Below are 13,447 nucleotides of genomic sequence, written 5' to 3' on the forward strand. Positions count from 1 at the left end.
CATGAGGGAAGCGCTGGCATCCCTGCTGCCATCCCTGCTGCTGTCGCTGCTGCTCGGCGCGCCCCCGGCCGCCGCACAGCCGCCCGCGGAGGCTGACGCCGACCCCGCTGCGCCCGCTGCCGCGGATACGGCGGCGGGCGCGGAGGACGGGGACGACAGCGCCGCCGACGCACCTCCGGAAGCAGATGACAGCTCCCCCTTCGATTACCAGTCCTCGGAGGAGATCTCCGAGGACCTGTCCGTTTCCTTCCCGGTGGATATCTAGATGAAGAACCAGCTCTCCGGCGAATTCCTCTTCCAGGTCGCGGCGCTCCTGCTGGCGATTATCGTCGTCCACGGCGCCTACGTCGGCGCCATCCGGCCCGTGGCCGATGCGCAGCTCCGGGAGCAGGCAGCGGCGATTGCCGCCGGCGCCGAGGCCGTGCCCGAGCGCTCCCTCGCCGTGGTGATCCGCGACTTCGAGCAGGAGGCCTGCTTCATCCTGCTGATCTGGGCGCTGGCCATCATGGGCTACAAGGGCCGCCAGAACCTGAAGGAGCGGCGCCTGCTCGAGGCATCGCTGATCGACATTCCCGAAGGCACCAGCGTGCTGCCGCCCGATGCCCGTGAATACAGCCGCAGCATCGAGGCCCTGCCCGGCGAACAGCAGGACTACCTGTTGCCCCGGACCCTCCTCGCCGCGCTGCAGCGCTTTGCCACCACGGGCTCGATCCAGGCGGTCTCCGACACTATCCGCGAGCAGGTGGAGGTGGAATCGGACCGCCTCGACTCGGAACTCTCCATGGTGCGCTACATCGCCTGGGCCATCCCCTCCATCGGCTTCATCGGCACCGTGCGCGGTATCGGTGACGCCCTGGGCCAGGCCTACGAGGCCGTGGAAGGCGACATCTCGGGGGTCACGGCCAGCCTCGGCGTGGCCTTCAACAGCACCTTCGTGGCCCTGGTGCTGTCGATCATCATCATGTTCTGCCTGCACCAGTTGCAGCTGGCCCAGGAGCGCCTGGTGCTCGACGCGCAGCGCTATACCGACAAGCGGCTCATGCGCCACCTGGTGGCGCCGGACTGATGGCGGCGCTCCTCGATATCCTCGACAGCGAGCTCCGGCTCTGGCACGACGGCCGCGCCGTGCGCAGCCCGGGCTACGCGCTCCTCGACGGCGACAGCTACCGCTACGGGGAGGACGCCCGGGGCAACGCCCGGCGCCAGCCGCGCAACGTCAACACGCGCTACTGGTGGCAGCTCGGCACCCGGCCGCTGCAGCCGGCGCTGGGTCCGGCCCGGCACACCGCCGACCTGGTGCACGGCCACCTGCTGGCGTTGCACGAGGAAGCCGGCAAGCCCGGCGAACTCGTGCTCGCGGTACCGGAAAGCCTGCACAAGGAACAGCTGTCGCTGCTCCTCGGCATCATCCGCGCCTGCCCCTTCGACGCCGTGGGCATCGCCAATCGCAGCCTGCTGGTGGCCGCAGCCCACGGCGCCAGCGGCCCCGTCTGCCACCTGGAGCTGCAGCTGCACCAGGCCCTGCTCACCCGCCTCGCGGTCGAGGAGCAGGAGCTGCGCGTTACCGGCGAGCAGGTTCTGCCCGGCTGCGGCCTGCTGGCACTGCAGGAGAGCCTGGTAGAGGCGATTGCGCGCAGCTTCATCGAGAACACCCGCTTCGACCCGCGGCGCCAGGCAGAGACGGAACAGCAGCTTTACGACAGCCTCGGCGGCGCGCTGGCCGCGCTGCGCGATGCCGATGACACGACGATGGAGGTCGGCGGCTACCGCTCGCGCATCGGCTACGACGCACTCCGCGAGGCGGGCCGGAGCCTGCACGACGGCGTCGCGCGGGAGCTGGGCCGGGGTGGCGATGCGCCGCTCCTGCTCGTGGACCCGCTGGCGGACCTGCTCCCAGGTTTCACCCAGGGGTTCCCCGGCGCGCGGGTGGCGAGCAGCCGGGACCTGCCCGAGGCGCTCGCCGCCCACGGCGACCGCATCGTCCAGCCCGGGGAGGCGCTGCACCTGGTGCGGGCGCTGCCCGCGGCTGCACCGGCTTCAGCGCCCGGCAGTGCCGCGGCCCGCCGGCAGGCGGACGCGCCGCCCGCCGCCGCCCAGGGGTCGGGTAACGCCCAGGCCGAAAGCCGGCCGGCGCCCGCCGGGTCCGAGCCCACCCACCTGCTCGAAGGCGGCCGGGCCCAGCCCCTGGCCTACAACATGCCGCTGGCCGATGGCTGGTCCCTGGTGCACGGCGACGGCGGCTGGCGCCTCGCCCCGGGGCGCGGCACGGCCACCGTGAACGAGGGCCCCTGGAACGGCACGGCACTGGCCGCCGGGGACCGGGTCGCCGTCGGCGGCGGACACTGGCAGCTGATCGAGGTCAGCGGGTAGCGTCCCCATGGCCAGGCGCAAGCGCAGCTTCAATACCTTCAACCTGAGCTTCCTGGACATCATGTCCTGCGGCTTCGGCGCGGTCGTCTTGGTCTTCCTGATCATCGACCACAGTATCGAGGTGCAGTCGAAGGAGCTGAACGCCGACCTCCTCTCCGAGGTGAACATGCTCGAGGAGGATATCCGCGAGGGTGAGGAGGGACTCGTTGCCCTGCGCAATGCCCTCGACGACACCGACCTCGCCATCGTCGAGGCCGAGGGCCGGGCCACCCGCGTCACCGAGGAAATCGACCGCTACGAGGCCCTGATCCGCGACCTCGCCGAAGACGGCTACACGGACGACGAGGCCATCGAGAAGCTGAAGTCCGAGGTGCAGTCGCTGGAGGAAGAGGTCAAGCGGCTCCGCGAGGCGGCGAAGGAGGAAGGCGGGCGCAGCGCGCGGACCTTCACCGGCGACGGCCAGCGCCAGTACCTCACCGGGCTCAACCTCGGCGGACGCCACATCGCCATCCTCCTCGACAGCTCCGCCAGCATGCTCGCCGACAAACTGGTGAACGTGATCCGGCTGCGCAACATGGGCGAGGCCGTGCAGCGCTCGTCGGGCAAGTGGCAGCGCGCGGTCAACACGGTGAACTGGCTCAGCGCCCAGCTGCCGGTCGACGCCAGCTACCAGGTCATCACCTTCAACACGGAAGCGCGCTCCGTGCTCCCGGACACCGATGGCCAGTGGCTCGAGGTCGCCAACCAGCCGCAGCTCGAGTCCGTGGGCTCCGCCCTCGGCAAGCTCGTGCCCGGCGGCGGCACCTCGCTGCACAACGCCTTCGTCGCCCTCGGCCGGCTGTCGCCCATGCCGGACAACATCTTTCTCATCACCGACGGGCTGCCCACGCAGGGGGCGAACCCGCCCCGGGGGACCAAGGTCTCCGGCAATGAGCGGGTGAAGCTGTATCGCGACGCGATCCGCTCCCTGCCGCAGAACGTGCCCGTGAACATCATTCTCGCCCCCATGGAGGGCGACCCCATGGCCGCGTCGGAGTTCTGGCAGCTGGCCCAGGCGACCAGCGGCTCCTTCATGAGCCCGTCGAGGGACTGGCCCTGATGCGCAAGGCCCGGCGGGAAATGGCGGAGTTCTCCCTGTCCTTCCTGGACGTGATCTGCTGTGGCTTCGGCGCCGTGATCCTGCTGCTCATGATCACCAAGACCGTGCAGCCGCAGATCATCGAGGCCTCCACGGTAAACCTGGAGGGCCGCGTCGCCGACCTGCAGGAGCAGCTCTTCGAGCTGCGCGGCGAGAGCGTCGTCCTCAACCGCGACCTGAATGCGAAGAAAGAGCAGCTTTCGGACTACAAGGAGCGCATCGCCATCCTCCAGGGCCAGCTCGCCAGCGCACGGTCACGCTACGACAGCATCCAGGTCGAGAAAAACAGCAACAGCACCATCACCGAGCAGCTGGCCATCGCCCGGCAGAGCCTCTCGGCAGAGCAGAAGCGGCTCCTCGCCGGCCTCGAGCGCAGCAACAACCTGATCGGCGGCATCCCCGTCGACAGCGAGTACATCATCTTCATCATCGACACTTCCGGCTCCATGTTCTCCTACGCCTGGGAGCGCATGCTGCGGGAACTCGAGGCGACGTTGTCGATCTATCCGAACGTGAAGGGCATACAGGTGCTGAACGACATGGGCAACTACATGTTCAGCCGCTACCGGGGCCAGTGGATCCCGGATACCCCCGGCCGCCGGCAGGTCATCATGCAGAATCTGCGCAACTGGAACGTGTTCTCGAACTCGAGCCCCGTCGAGGGGATCACCCAGGCCGTGCGCACGTTTTACGACCCCGGCAAAAAGATTAGTATTTATGTCTTCGGGGACGAATTCACCGGCGAGTCCATCGCCCAGGTGGTAGACACGGTGGACCAGATCAACCGGGAGGCAGCGGACGGCGAGCAGCGGGTGCGCATCCACGCGGTCGGATTCCCCGTACAGTTCATACGTCCGCCGAACCTGCAGACGACCGGTATTCGCTTCGCCACGCTCATGCGCGAGCTGACCTATCGGAACGGAGGTACCTTTGTCGGGCTCAATGACTTCCGCCCCTGAACGCCGCCCCCGGGCCGGCGCGCTGCTGCTCGCCGCGCTGCTGGCGCTGGCCGGCTGCGGCGCGAAGGAGGTCGTGGTACAGGGCCAGTTCCCCGAGCCGCTCATGAGCAAGCTGCCGCTCACCCTCGGTGTCTGGTACGAGCCCGAGTTCCGCGAGCACGAGTTCTTCGACGAGGCCAAGGGCCGCGCCGAATCCGACTGGCTGGTGCGCACCGGCGAGGCCCAGGTCGAGCTCTGGGACACGCTGCTGACCGGCATGTTCGAGCGCGTGGTGCCCATGGACGCCCGGCCGGCGCCGGATCAGATGAACCCCGCCGTGGACGCGGTCCTCATCCCCCGGGTCGACGAGCTGCAGTACGCCATCCCCGCCCAGACCAATATCAAGGTCTACGAGATCTGGATGCGCTACGCCTTCGAGCTCGTGACCACGCAGGGCGAAACCATCGCCGACTGGACCATGACTGCCTACGGCAAGACACCCACCGCCTTCCTCCAGTCCGACGAGGCAGCGGTGAACCTCGCCGCCGTGGTCGCCCTGCGTGACGCCGGCGCTCACTTCGCCACCAGCTTCACCCGGGTGCCCGAGGTGGCCGCCTGGATGGAAGCGCTCAATGCGCCTGCCCCCACTGCGTCGGCTGAAGCGGCGGCAGGCCCGGAGGACGGCCCGTGAATCCGCACAGCTTCGCTTCCCGCCTCGTTCGACTCGCCCGGCTGACCCCGGCCTTGCTCGCCGCCCTGGTGGGCGCCGGCTGCGTGACCTCGACCGTGGACGAGATGGTCTTCAACGAGCCGACGGAGGGGGTGGGCGACGCCAGCGTCGTTATCCTCGGCCGCCGCCACGCCAGCGACTACGAGACCGAACCGGATTTCATCCAGTGCGTGGGCAAGCACATTCAGCGCGGTGATTCGAGCATCAACGTGATCGGCGAACTGGAGTTCCTGAACAGCCTTTATCCGTGGTTCGAGCCACGCACGGCCCCCCTGCGCCCGGCGGATCTCGACCGCCTGATGACCCAGCCGCCGGTCGCGGAGCGGCTCGCCAGCCTGCAGACGGAATACCTGATCTGGGTGGACGGCAGCACGGTGCAGACCAACTCCGCCGGCTCCATGACCTGCGGCGTGGGCCCCGGCGGCGCCGGCTGCTTCGGCTTCGGCACCTGGGGCAACGACTCCACCTACGAGGCCACCATCTGGGACTTCACCGACCGGGCCGAGGTCGGCCGGGTGAACACGTCTGCCAGCGGCCAGTCCTACATGCCCGCGGTGGTCGTGCCCATCCCGATCATCGCACCGGTGCAGGGCACAGCCTGCGACGGCCTCGGCGACCAGCTCCTCAAGTTCCTCTCCAGCGAGCACTGAGCCCGTGCATCGCCCGACGCTCCTCGCCCTCGCCGGCCTGCTGGCCGCGCTCCTCGCCGGCGGCTGCACCGTGAACCCCGCCACCGGCGGTGCCACGGTGGTCCTCGGCAGCCAGGGGGGCGAGGAAGAAACCGGCGAGGAGATGTACGAGAAGTTCAAGGCCGAGGGCGCCTTCTACGACGACCCGGAACTCGCCGCCTACGTCGAGCGCGTCGGCCAGCGCCTCGTGGCGATGAGCGACATGCCGGAGCGGGACTTCACCTTCTCGGTGATCGACGCGCCGGACATCAACGCCTTCGCCACGCCCGGCGGCTACATCTACGTGAACCGCGGTCTGCTCGCCTATCTCGACAGCGAGGCGGAGCTCGCCGGGGTCCTGGCGCACGAGATCGCCCACGTCACCGCGAGGCACCACGGCCGGCGCAAGGCCGCGGGGGTCACCTCCCAGGTACTGGCCACGACCGCCTACGTGCTGACCGGCTCCGGCGCCCTCTACGAGGCCTCGAGCATGTACGGTGCGGAGCTCATCAGCGGCTACGGGCGCGACATGGAGCTGGAGGCCGACGGCCTCGGCGCCGAGTACATGTACAAGGCCGGCTATGACCCGGAGTCGCTCCTCGAGGTGATCGGTGTGCTCAAGAACCAGGAGCAGTTCCAGCGCCTGAAGGCCAAGGCCAGCGGCAAGCCGCTGGCCACCTACCACGGCCTGTATGCCTCCCACCCGCGCAACGACAAGCGCCTGCAGACGGTGATCCGTGCGGCCAACGAGCTCGACACGGGGGCCTATATCGAGGACCCGTCGCGTCCGGGGGAATTCCGCGAGCTCACCGACGGTCTCGTCTGGGGCCAGAGCATCCAGGGCCAGCGCGCCGACAATCGCTACTACCACAACAAGCTGGGCTTCACCTTCGCCCACCCCGAGGGCTGGCGGGTAGACGCCGGCGCCAGTGCCGTGGTCGCCCGGGCCGGGGATGGCAGCGCGGCCGTTACCATCACCCTGCGCCGCCGCAACCCCGACACGACGCCGGAGGCGGTGCTCACGGACCTCGCCCGCGGCGAGCTCACGGGCGGCGAGGCGCTCGAGCAGGCCGGGCTCAACGGCTACAGCGCGGTGGCGACCGCCGGCGGCAAGAGCAAGCGGCTGGCGGCCATCGACCTCGGCGGCCTCACCTATCTCTTCGAGGGCGAGGCGGCCGATTTCGGCGCGGGCGATGCTGCCCTGAAGGAGATCATCACGACTTTCCGGCCGATCCTGCCGCAGGAGCGGCAGACCGGGCAGCCGCGCTACGTGCGCTATATCCAGGTACCGCGGGGCGCGACCATGGAGACGCTCGCCGCCGGCTCGCCGATTCCCGACGCGGAAGCGCAGCTGCGCCTGATCAACGGCTTCTATCCGCGCGGCGAGCCGCGCACCGGGGACTGGGTCAAGGTGATCCGCTAGGGGTCTGTCAGTCGGATGCTTCCTTCAGGGGCTGCACCAGCACCCAGGGGGCGGCGACCACGGCCCAGAGCGTTGCCCCCGTCGCTTCCCAGCCCCGGGCGTCGTCGTCCGTCGCCGGGCGCACCGTTCCCGCTTCCGTCCAGGCCCGGAACCGGGCGACACTGTCGAGCCCCAGCTGTACCGCCACCTCCACGAGGTCGAGATCAGGTGCCACGCGGATCACGCGGCCGCCGGCGAAGTGCACGGCGAGATCACGCCAGGGGATACGGGCCGTCTGCCCGAGGTAGGCCGCGCGCAGCTCGGCGGCCCGCCCGTCGGCAGCCGACGGTTCTTCAGCCATAGCGGGAATCGGCGACAAAGGGGTTGCTCTGGCGCTCGTGCCCGAGGGTCGAGGTAGGGCCGTGGCCGGGGATGAAGGTCACGTCGTCACCGAGCGGAAACAGCTTGTCGCGGATACTGCTGATCAGCTGCTCGTGGTTGCCGCGGGGAAAATCGGTGCGTCCGATGGAACCCTGGAAGAGCACGTCGCCGACCCAGGCCAGGCGCTGGCCGCGGTGAAAAAGCACCACGTGGCCCGGGGTGTGGCCGGGGCAGTGCAGCACCTCCAGTTCCTGGGCGCCGACCGTCACCCGGTCGCCGTCTTCCAGCCAGCGGTCCGGCTCGAAGGCCTCGGCGCGGGGAAAGCCGGCCATCTGGCACCACTCCGGCAGTTTCTCGAGCCAGAAGTCGTCGCCGCGCGCCGGGCCCTCGATGGGCAGGCCGAGTTCCTCCCGGAGCTCGCCCGCGAGGGCGCAGTGGTCCATGTGCGCATGGGTGAGGATGATCTTCTCCAGCTCCACTCCCAGCTGCTCCACGGCGGCGAGGATGCGCTCGCGGTCGCCGCCCGGATCGAACAGCGCGCCGCGGCCCGTCTCCTCGCACTTCAGCAGCGAGCAGTTCTGCTCGTAGGGGGTCACCGGGACAATGGTTACCTTGATGCTCATGCGGCCTCCCGCGCCGTCGTGTCTTCATCGCGGTCCGGGTAGCGGTCCGCGTGCGGGTCCATGTACACACGCTCGTCCAGCTGCCCCTCGGAGCTCGCCACGACCACGGAGGCGGTGGCGTCCCCGGTGACGTTGACCGCCGTACGCACCATGTCGAGGAGCCGGTCGATGCCGATGATGAGACCGATGCCCTCCACGGGGAGCCCCGCCTGCTTGAGCACCATGGCCAGGGTGATCAGCCCGACCCCGGGTACCGCGGCCGTGCCGATGGAGGCCAGGGTCGCCGTGAGGATCACTGTGAGGTAGGAGGTCAGGCTGAGATCGAAGCCGTAGACCTCGGCAATGAACACCGTCGCCACGCCCTGCATGATCGCCGTGCCATCCATGTTGATGGTGGCGCCGAGGGGCACGGTGAAGCCGGCGACGGAGTTGTTCACGCCGAGGCGCTTCTCCACGGTGCGCAGCGTGATCGGCAGCGTGGCCCCGGAAGAGGCGGTACTGAAGGCAAAGGCCCAGACCGAGCGCATCTTGTTGAGGAGCATCGCCGGCGAGCGCCGGGCCAGGACCTTGAGGATGAGGCTGTAGACCACCAGGCCGTGGAACAGGAGCACCGCCAGCAGGGTGAAGAAGTACTTGGCGAGGTCGGCGATCGCCGAGAGGCCCATGTCGGCGAAGAGCATGCCGAGGAGCGCGAACACGCCGTAGGGCGCCAGGCCCATGAGGATGCCCACCATGCGCATGACCACGGCTTCGAGGTCACTGAAGAAGGCCGCGATGCGGCGCCCGGCCTCACCGGCGTGGGAGATGGCGTAGCCGAAGAGCAGGGCGAAAACGATGATCTGCAGCATTTCGCCCTCGGCCATGGCCGCGACCGGGTTGGACGGGAAGATGTTGACGATCACGTCCTTGAGCGGCGGCGGCTCCGTCGGCTCGAAGGTCGCGCTGGTATCCAGGTTCACACCCGAGCCCGGTTCTACCAGCACGGCAACGAAGAGCGCGGTGGTCACCGCTACCGCGGTGGTGCACAGGTAGAAGAGCACGGTCTTGCCCGCGATAGGCCCCATGCGCGCGCTGTCGCCGAGAGAGCTCGCGCCACAGATCAGCGACACCAGCACCAGCGGCACCACCAACAGCTGCAGGGACGCGACGAAGACGCGCCCGACCACGTCGAAGAGCCCGTTCACGAGGTAGGTGCTGATGCCCTCGCGCACGGCCTCGGGCGTGGCGCCGCTGCCGACGAGCAGGTTGAGGAGGGAGCCGACGAGGACCCCGGCAACCATGGCGAGGAGGATTCGGTTGGTCAGGCTCAAGGCAGCTCTCCCGCAGGCGTCGGCGCCACCGGACGGTGGCGGGCTTCAGGGCAGGCCATCACAAGCCGCCGGCGCCGGCGCTGTCGCCGCCCTCGCAGGTCCCCGGCTCCCAGGCGGCGACCACGTCGTCCGCGCAGGCGTTGCAGGGCGAGGCGTAGTCGGCGCGGCCACCCTCGATGAGGGTCGCACAAACCGGGGCGTAAACCATGGTGCACACCTGCGGCCGCGGCTCGGTGCAGGCGGTGACCGGGTCTCCGGTGGGCGCGGGCTCTCCGGGGCCCGCGCAGGCCCCGAGGGCCAGTGCCAATACCGCGATGCCCGCGCGCTTCATGCCGCCTGTTCCTGCCCGTGATCAAAGCGCGAAAGGATAACACTTCGACCCGGGCACGTGCAGGCGGGGCCGCCCAGGCGCGGCCGGCGAGGCGGAGGCCCACCCCGCCGGCGCTAGCCGAGGAAGGTCCCGTCGCGGTACTCGGCCAGGGCCTGCTCTATCTCTTCGCGGGTATTCATCACGAAGGGGCCGTAATGGACCACCGGCTCACGGAGCGGGCGGCCGCGCAGTACCAACAGGCCCGCGCCGGCCGGGCCCGCCTCGACGGTCCAGTCGCCGTCGCCTGCCACGACCAGCAGGTGGCCCCGGGAAACGCCGCCGGGCCCGGCCCCCGCCAGCGCTCCCTCGTACAGGTAGGCGACCAGGTTCTCACCGGCCTCGCTGGCCACGGCCACCGTCGCCCCGGGGTCGAGGGTGAGATCCGCGAGTGCCGCCTGGGGCGTGAGTTCCTCCAGCGCACCGCTGCCCGCTGCGCTGCCGAGGCGCCATTCGCCGGCCAGGAGCGCGGCCTCGAAACCGTCGCCCGAGAGGCGGGGCAACGCCGCGCCCTCGATATCGCGGTAGCGCGGCGCAGCGAGCTTCTCCGCCGCCGGCAGGTTCACCCAGAGCTGGAAGCCGTGCAGCCCGGCACTGTCCTGGGTCGGCATCTCGGAGTGAATGATGCCGCGCCCGGCGGACATCCACTGCAGGCCGCCACCGCGGATCTCGCCCCGATTGCCCTGGCTGTCTTCGTGGGCGATGCCGCCGTGCTTCATGTAGGTAAGTGTTTGCATGCCCCGGTGCGGATGGGGCGGGAAACCCGCGGCGAAGTCCTCGCGGTGCTCGGAGCGAAGCTCGTCGACCATGAGCAGCGGGTCGAGCGCGGCATCGCCGAAACCCGCCACCCGCTGGATGGCGACACCGGCGCCGTCGCTGGTGGCCTGGGCGCGCCGCAGCGCGGTGACTTGTCTTGCCATGGCAGAGTTCCTCTCTCGCTGGGCTGCACGCCTCGGTCGAGCGCGTGCGGCATTAATTGTTCCCGGCTCCGGGCCGGCAATGCATCGAGGATAGGGTCGATATTGTCGATAGAAAAGCGCAAAATATCGCCTGTTAAGTTCTATTTTTAAGGATAGATTCGTGAGCAAGGCGACGCTGGAACAATGGCGCATGCTCCGCGCGGTCGTCGACCACGGCGGCTTCGCCCAGGCCGCCAGGGCCATCCACAAGAGCCAGTCCAGTATCAACCACGCCGTCCACAAGCTGCAGGACCAGCTCGGCCTGCCACTGCTGGAGGTCGTCGGTCGCAAGGCACAGCTCACCGACGCCGGCCGCGTGGTGCTCAAACGCGCCGAGCAGCTGCTCGCCCAGGCCGAGGCGCTGGAGGCGGTGGCCGGCGGGTTGTCCACGGGCATCGAGGCCGAGCTGCGCATCGCGGTCGACGGCGTGTTCCCCGCCGCCTGCCTGGCGGACAGCCTCGCGATCCTCGCCCGGGAGTATCCGCACACCCGGGTGGAGCTGCGGGAAACGGTCCTGAGCGGGGGTGCCGAACTGCTCAGGGCGGGGGAGGTGGACCTGCTCGTGGCGCAGCAGCTACCGGAGGGCGTGCTCGGCGAGCGCCTGCTCGACACGGAGTTCGTCGCCGTCGCCCACCCGTCGCACCCGCTGCACGCGCTGGACCGCCCCCTCGACTTCCGCGACCTCGCCGGCCACCGGCAGATCGTGGTGCGCGACTCCGCCCGCGGCGCGCGCACCGACGCCGGGTGGCTGGGCGCGGAGCAGCGCTGGACCGTCACCCAGCTCGCTACCTCCATCGACATGATCTGCCGGGGCCTGGGTTTTGCGTGGCTGCCACTCTCGCGCATCACCCCGCTGCTCGCGGACGGCCGCCTGCGGGAGCTGCCCCTGGAGCGCGGCAGCCGCCGTCCGGTTACCCTGCAGCTCGCCTTCGCCGACAGCGCGGGCGCGGGGCCGGCGCTCTCCCGCCTGGCGGAGCTGCTGCGCGAGGGCGGCAATCTTTCTTATTAATCGAACTATTAAGCCGTAAATTCGCGATTTTAATTTCATTAATCAGAATCTATTGTTCTCCCAACCCCGCACAGCGGGTCCACTCACCAGGGAGACAACACCATGACAACGCTCACCACTACCACACCAGCCAGTGCCGCCGGCGCCGGCGCCTTGCTCGACCTCGCGGGGCGCGCCGGCCTCGCGGCCATCTTCGTGACCTCCGGCCTGCAGAAGCTCGGCAGCTACGCCGGCACCGCTGCCTGGATGGATGCCAGCGGCGTACCGGGCGCGCTGCTGCCCGCCGTGATCGCCCTAGAGGTACTGGGCGGCCTGGCCATATTCCTCGGCTTCCAGACGCGCCGGGCGGCGCTTGCCCTCGCTGGCTTCACGGCCGTGGCGGCCCTGCTGTTTCACGCGGACCTCGCGGATCCTGTCCAGGCGATCATGTTCTGGAAGAATATCGCCATCGCCGGCGGCTTCCTGCTGCTCGCCGCCAACGGCCCGGGCCGCCTGAGTATCGACGCCCGGCGCGCAAGGTAACGGAGGACAACCATGGGACTGCTGATCGACGGCCAGTGGCACGACCGCTGGTACGACACCGACAAGAGCGGCGGGCGCTTCGTGCGCGAGAGTGCCCGCTTCCGCCACTGGGTTACGGCAGACGGGTCACCGGGCCCCGACGGCGACGGCGGCTTTGCCGCCGAGCCGGGCCGCTACCACCTCTACGTCTCCCTCGCCTGCCCCTGGGCCCACCGGACCCTGATCGTCCGCGCGCTCAAGGGCCTCGAGGATCTCATCGATGTCTCGGTGGTCAGCCCGCTGATGCTGTCGAAAGGCTGGACCTTCGAAACGGCCGAGGGCTCCACCGGTGACCGCGTTGGCGGCCGCGCCTTCATGCACGAGGTCTACACGGCGGCGCGGGCCGACTACACCGGCCGGGTGACCGTGCCGGTGCTCTGGGACCGGGACCGCGAGACGATCGTCAGCAACGAGTCGGCGGACATCGTGCGCATGCTGGGCAGCGCCTTTGACGGCCTCACGGGCAATACGCTGGACCTTTACCCGGCCGAGCTGCGCGAGACCATCGACGCCTGGAACGCGCGGGTCTATCCCCGGGTGAACAACGGTGTCTACCGGGCCGGCTTCGCCACCACCCAGGCGGCCTACGAGGAGGCCTTCGCCGAGCTGTTCGCGGAGCTCGATGCTATCGACGCCCACCTCGCCAGCCACCGCTTCCTCGCCGGGGACCGCTTTACGGAAGCGGACGTACGCCTGTTCACGACCCTGGTGCGTTTCGACGCGGTGTACCATGGCCACTTCAAGTGCAACCGGCAGCGCCTCGAGGAATTCGCGCACCTGCCCGGCTACCTGCGCGAGCTCTACCAGCTCCCGGGTGTTGCCGACACCGTGGACTTTGCGCACATCAAGGGGCACTACTACCGCTCGCACCCCACCATCAACCCCACGGGGGTGGTGCCGGGGGGCCCGGCGCTGGACTACACCCGGCCTCACGGCCGGGATCGCTGATCCCCGCCCGCCTGCGCTGGCCCGCCCATGGCGGGCCCGTTTA

At 69.5% G+C, this 13,447-nt stretch carries 16 protein-coding genes; 11 read left to right on the forward strand and 5 right to left on the reverse strand.

The window, feature by feature from the left end:
• Nucleotide 1: 1 nt before the first annotated feature.
• From RKE50_RS04040 to RKE50_RS04075, 8 genes are all read left to right on the forward strand, one after another.
• Complete coding sequence (locus RKE50_RS04040; protein WP_350034600.1) at nucleotides 2–265, forward strand: hypothetical protein; 264 nt, start codon at nucleotides 2–4, stop codon at nucleotides 263–265.
• Nucleotides 266–1,066: a MotA/TolQ/ExbB proton channel family protein gene (locus RKE50_RS04045; RefSeq protein ID WP_350034602.1), complete on the forward strand. Its 801-nt coding sequence runs from the start codon at nucleotides 266–268 to the stop codon at nucleotides 1,064–1,066.
• A complete protein-coding gene (locus tag RKE50_RS04050; protein ID WP_350034603.1) occupies nucleotides 1,066–2,370 on the forward strand; it encodes a hypothetical protein in 1,305 nt (434 codons plus the stop codon). The genes RKE50_RS04045 and RKE50_RS04050 overlap by 1 nt, the downstream gene beginning before the upstream one ends.
• Nucleotides 2,371–2,377: 7 nt before the next feature.
• Nucleotides 2,378–3,469, forward strand: a complete 1,092-nt coding sequence (locus RKE50_RS04055) for a VWA domain-containing protein (protein ID WP_350034605.1) — start codon at nucleotides 2,378–2,380, stop codon at nucleotides 3,467–3,469.
• Entirely contained in the window at nucleotides 3,469–4,467 is a 999-nt protein-coding gene (locus RKE50_RS04060) for a VWA domain-containing protein (RefSeq protein WP_350034606.1), read from the forward strand. The genes RKE50_RS04055 and RKE50_RS04060 overlap by 1 nt, the downstream gene beginning before the upstream one ends.
• Nucleotides 4,451–5,137 carry a hypothetical protein gene (locus RKE50_RS04065; protein ID WP_350034607.1) on the forward strand — a complete coding sequence of 229 codons (687 nt, stop codon included), beginning with the start codon at nucleotides 4,451–4,453 and terminating at the stop codon, nucleotides 5,135–5,137. Before RKE50_RS04060 ends, RKE50_RS04065 begins: the two co-directional genes overlap by 17 nt.
• Before the next feature lie 104 nt (nucleotides 5,138–5,241).
• Complete coding sequence (locus RKE50_RS04070) at nucleotides 5,242–5,826, forward strand: hypothetical protein (RefSeq protein WP_350034682.1); 585 nt, start codon at nucleotides 5,242–5,244, stop codon at nucleotides 5,824–5,826.
• 4 nt (nucleotides 5,827–5,830) lie between these two features.
• Nucleotides 5,831–7,267: a M48 family metalloprotease gene (locus RKE50_RS04075; RefSeq protein ID WP_350034609.1), complete on the forward strand. Its 1,437-nt coding sequence runs from the start codon at nucleotides 5,831–5,833 to the stop codon at nucleotides 7,265–7,267.
• A gap of 7 nt (nucleotides 7,268–7,274) precedes the next feature.
• Here RKE50_RS04075 and RKE50_RS04080 read toward each other — a convergent pair whose 3' ends face one another.
• The 5 genes from RKE50_RS04080 to RKE50_RS04100 all read right to left on the reverse strand — a co-directional run bounded on the left by RKE50_RS04080 (nucleotide 7,275) and on the right by RKE50_RS04100 (nucleotide 10,847).
• Complete coding sequence (locus RKE50_RS04080; protein ID WP_350034611.1) at nucleotides 7,275–7,607, reverse strand: DUF2288 domain-containing protein; 333 nt, start codon at nucleotides 7,605–7,607, stop codon at nucleotides 7,275–7,277.
• Nucleotides 7,600–8,250, reverse strand: a complete 651-nt coding sequence (locus RKE50_RS04085) for an MBL fold metallo-hydrolase (protein ID WP_350034613.1) — start codon at nucleotides 8,248–8,250, stop codon at nucleotides 7,600–7,602. The genes RKE50_RS04080 and RKE50_RS04085 overlap by 8 nt, the downstream gene beginning before the upstream one ends.
• On the reverse strand, nucleotides 8,247–9,560 hold the full coding sequence (locus RKE50_RS04090) for a dicarboxylate/amino acid:cation symporter (RefSeq protein ID WP_350034615.1): 1,314 nt from the start codon (nucleotides 9,558–9,560) through the stop codon (nucleotides 8,247–8,249). The genes RKE50_RS04085 and RKE50_RS04090 overlap by 4 nt, the downstream gene beginning before the upstream one ends.
• Nucleotides 9,561–9,618: 58 nt before the next feature.
• On the reverse strand, nucleotides 9,619–9,891 hold the full coding sequence (locus RKE50_RS04095) for a hypothetical protein (RefSeq protein ID WP_350034617.1): 273 nt from the start codon (nucleotides 9,889–9,891) through the stop codon (nucleotides 9,619–9,621).
• 113 nt (nucleotides 9,892–10,004) lie between these two features.
• Nucleotides 10,005–10,847 (reverse strand): pirin family protein, encoded by an 843-nt coding sequence (locus tag RKE50_RS04100; RefSeq protein WP_350034619.1) that lies wholly within the window; start codon nucleotides 10,845–10,847, stop codon nucleotides 10,005–10,007.
• 160 nt (nucleotides 10,848–11,007) lie between these two features.
• Here RKE50_RS04100 and RKE50_RS04105 point away from each other — a divergent pair, with 160 nt between their 5' ends.
• From RKE50_RS04105 to RKE50_RS04115, 3 genes are all read left to right on the forward strand, one after another.
• Complete coding sequence (locus RKE50_RS04105) at nucleotides 11,008–11,895, forward strand: LysR family transcriptional regulator (RefSeq protein ID WP_350034620.1); 888 nt, start codon at nucleotides 11,008–11,010, stop codon at nucleotides 11,893–11,895.
• A gap of 102 nt (nucleotides 11,896–11,997) precedes the next feature.
• Nucleotides 11,998–12,417: a DoxX family protein gene (locus RKE50_RS04110; RefSeq protein ID WP_350034621.1), complete on the forward strand. Its 420-nt coding sequence runs from the start codon at nucleotides 11,998–12,000 to the stop codon at nucleotides 12,415–12,417.
• A 12-nt stretch (nucleotides 12,418–12,429) separates the two neighbouring features.
• Nucleotides 12,430–13,404, forward strand: a complete 975-nt coding sequence (locus tag RKE50_RS04115) for a glutathione S-transferase family protein (protein WP_350034623.1) — start codon at nucleotides 12,430–12,432, stop codon at nucleotides 13,402–13,404.
• Nucleotides 13,405–13,447 lie beyond the last annotated feature (43 nt).

The organism is Pseudohaliea sp. (assembly GCF_040217025.1).
GTDB lineage: Bacteria > Pseudomonadota > Gammaproteobacteria > Pseudomonadales > Halieaceae > Pseudohaliea.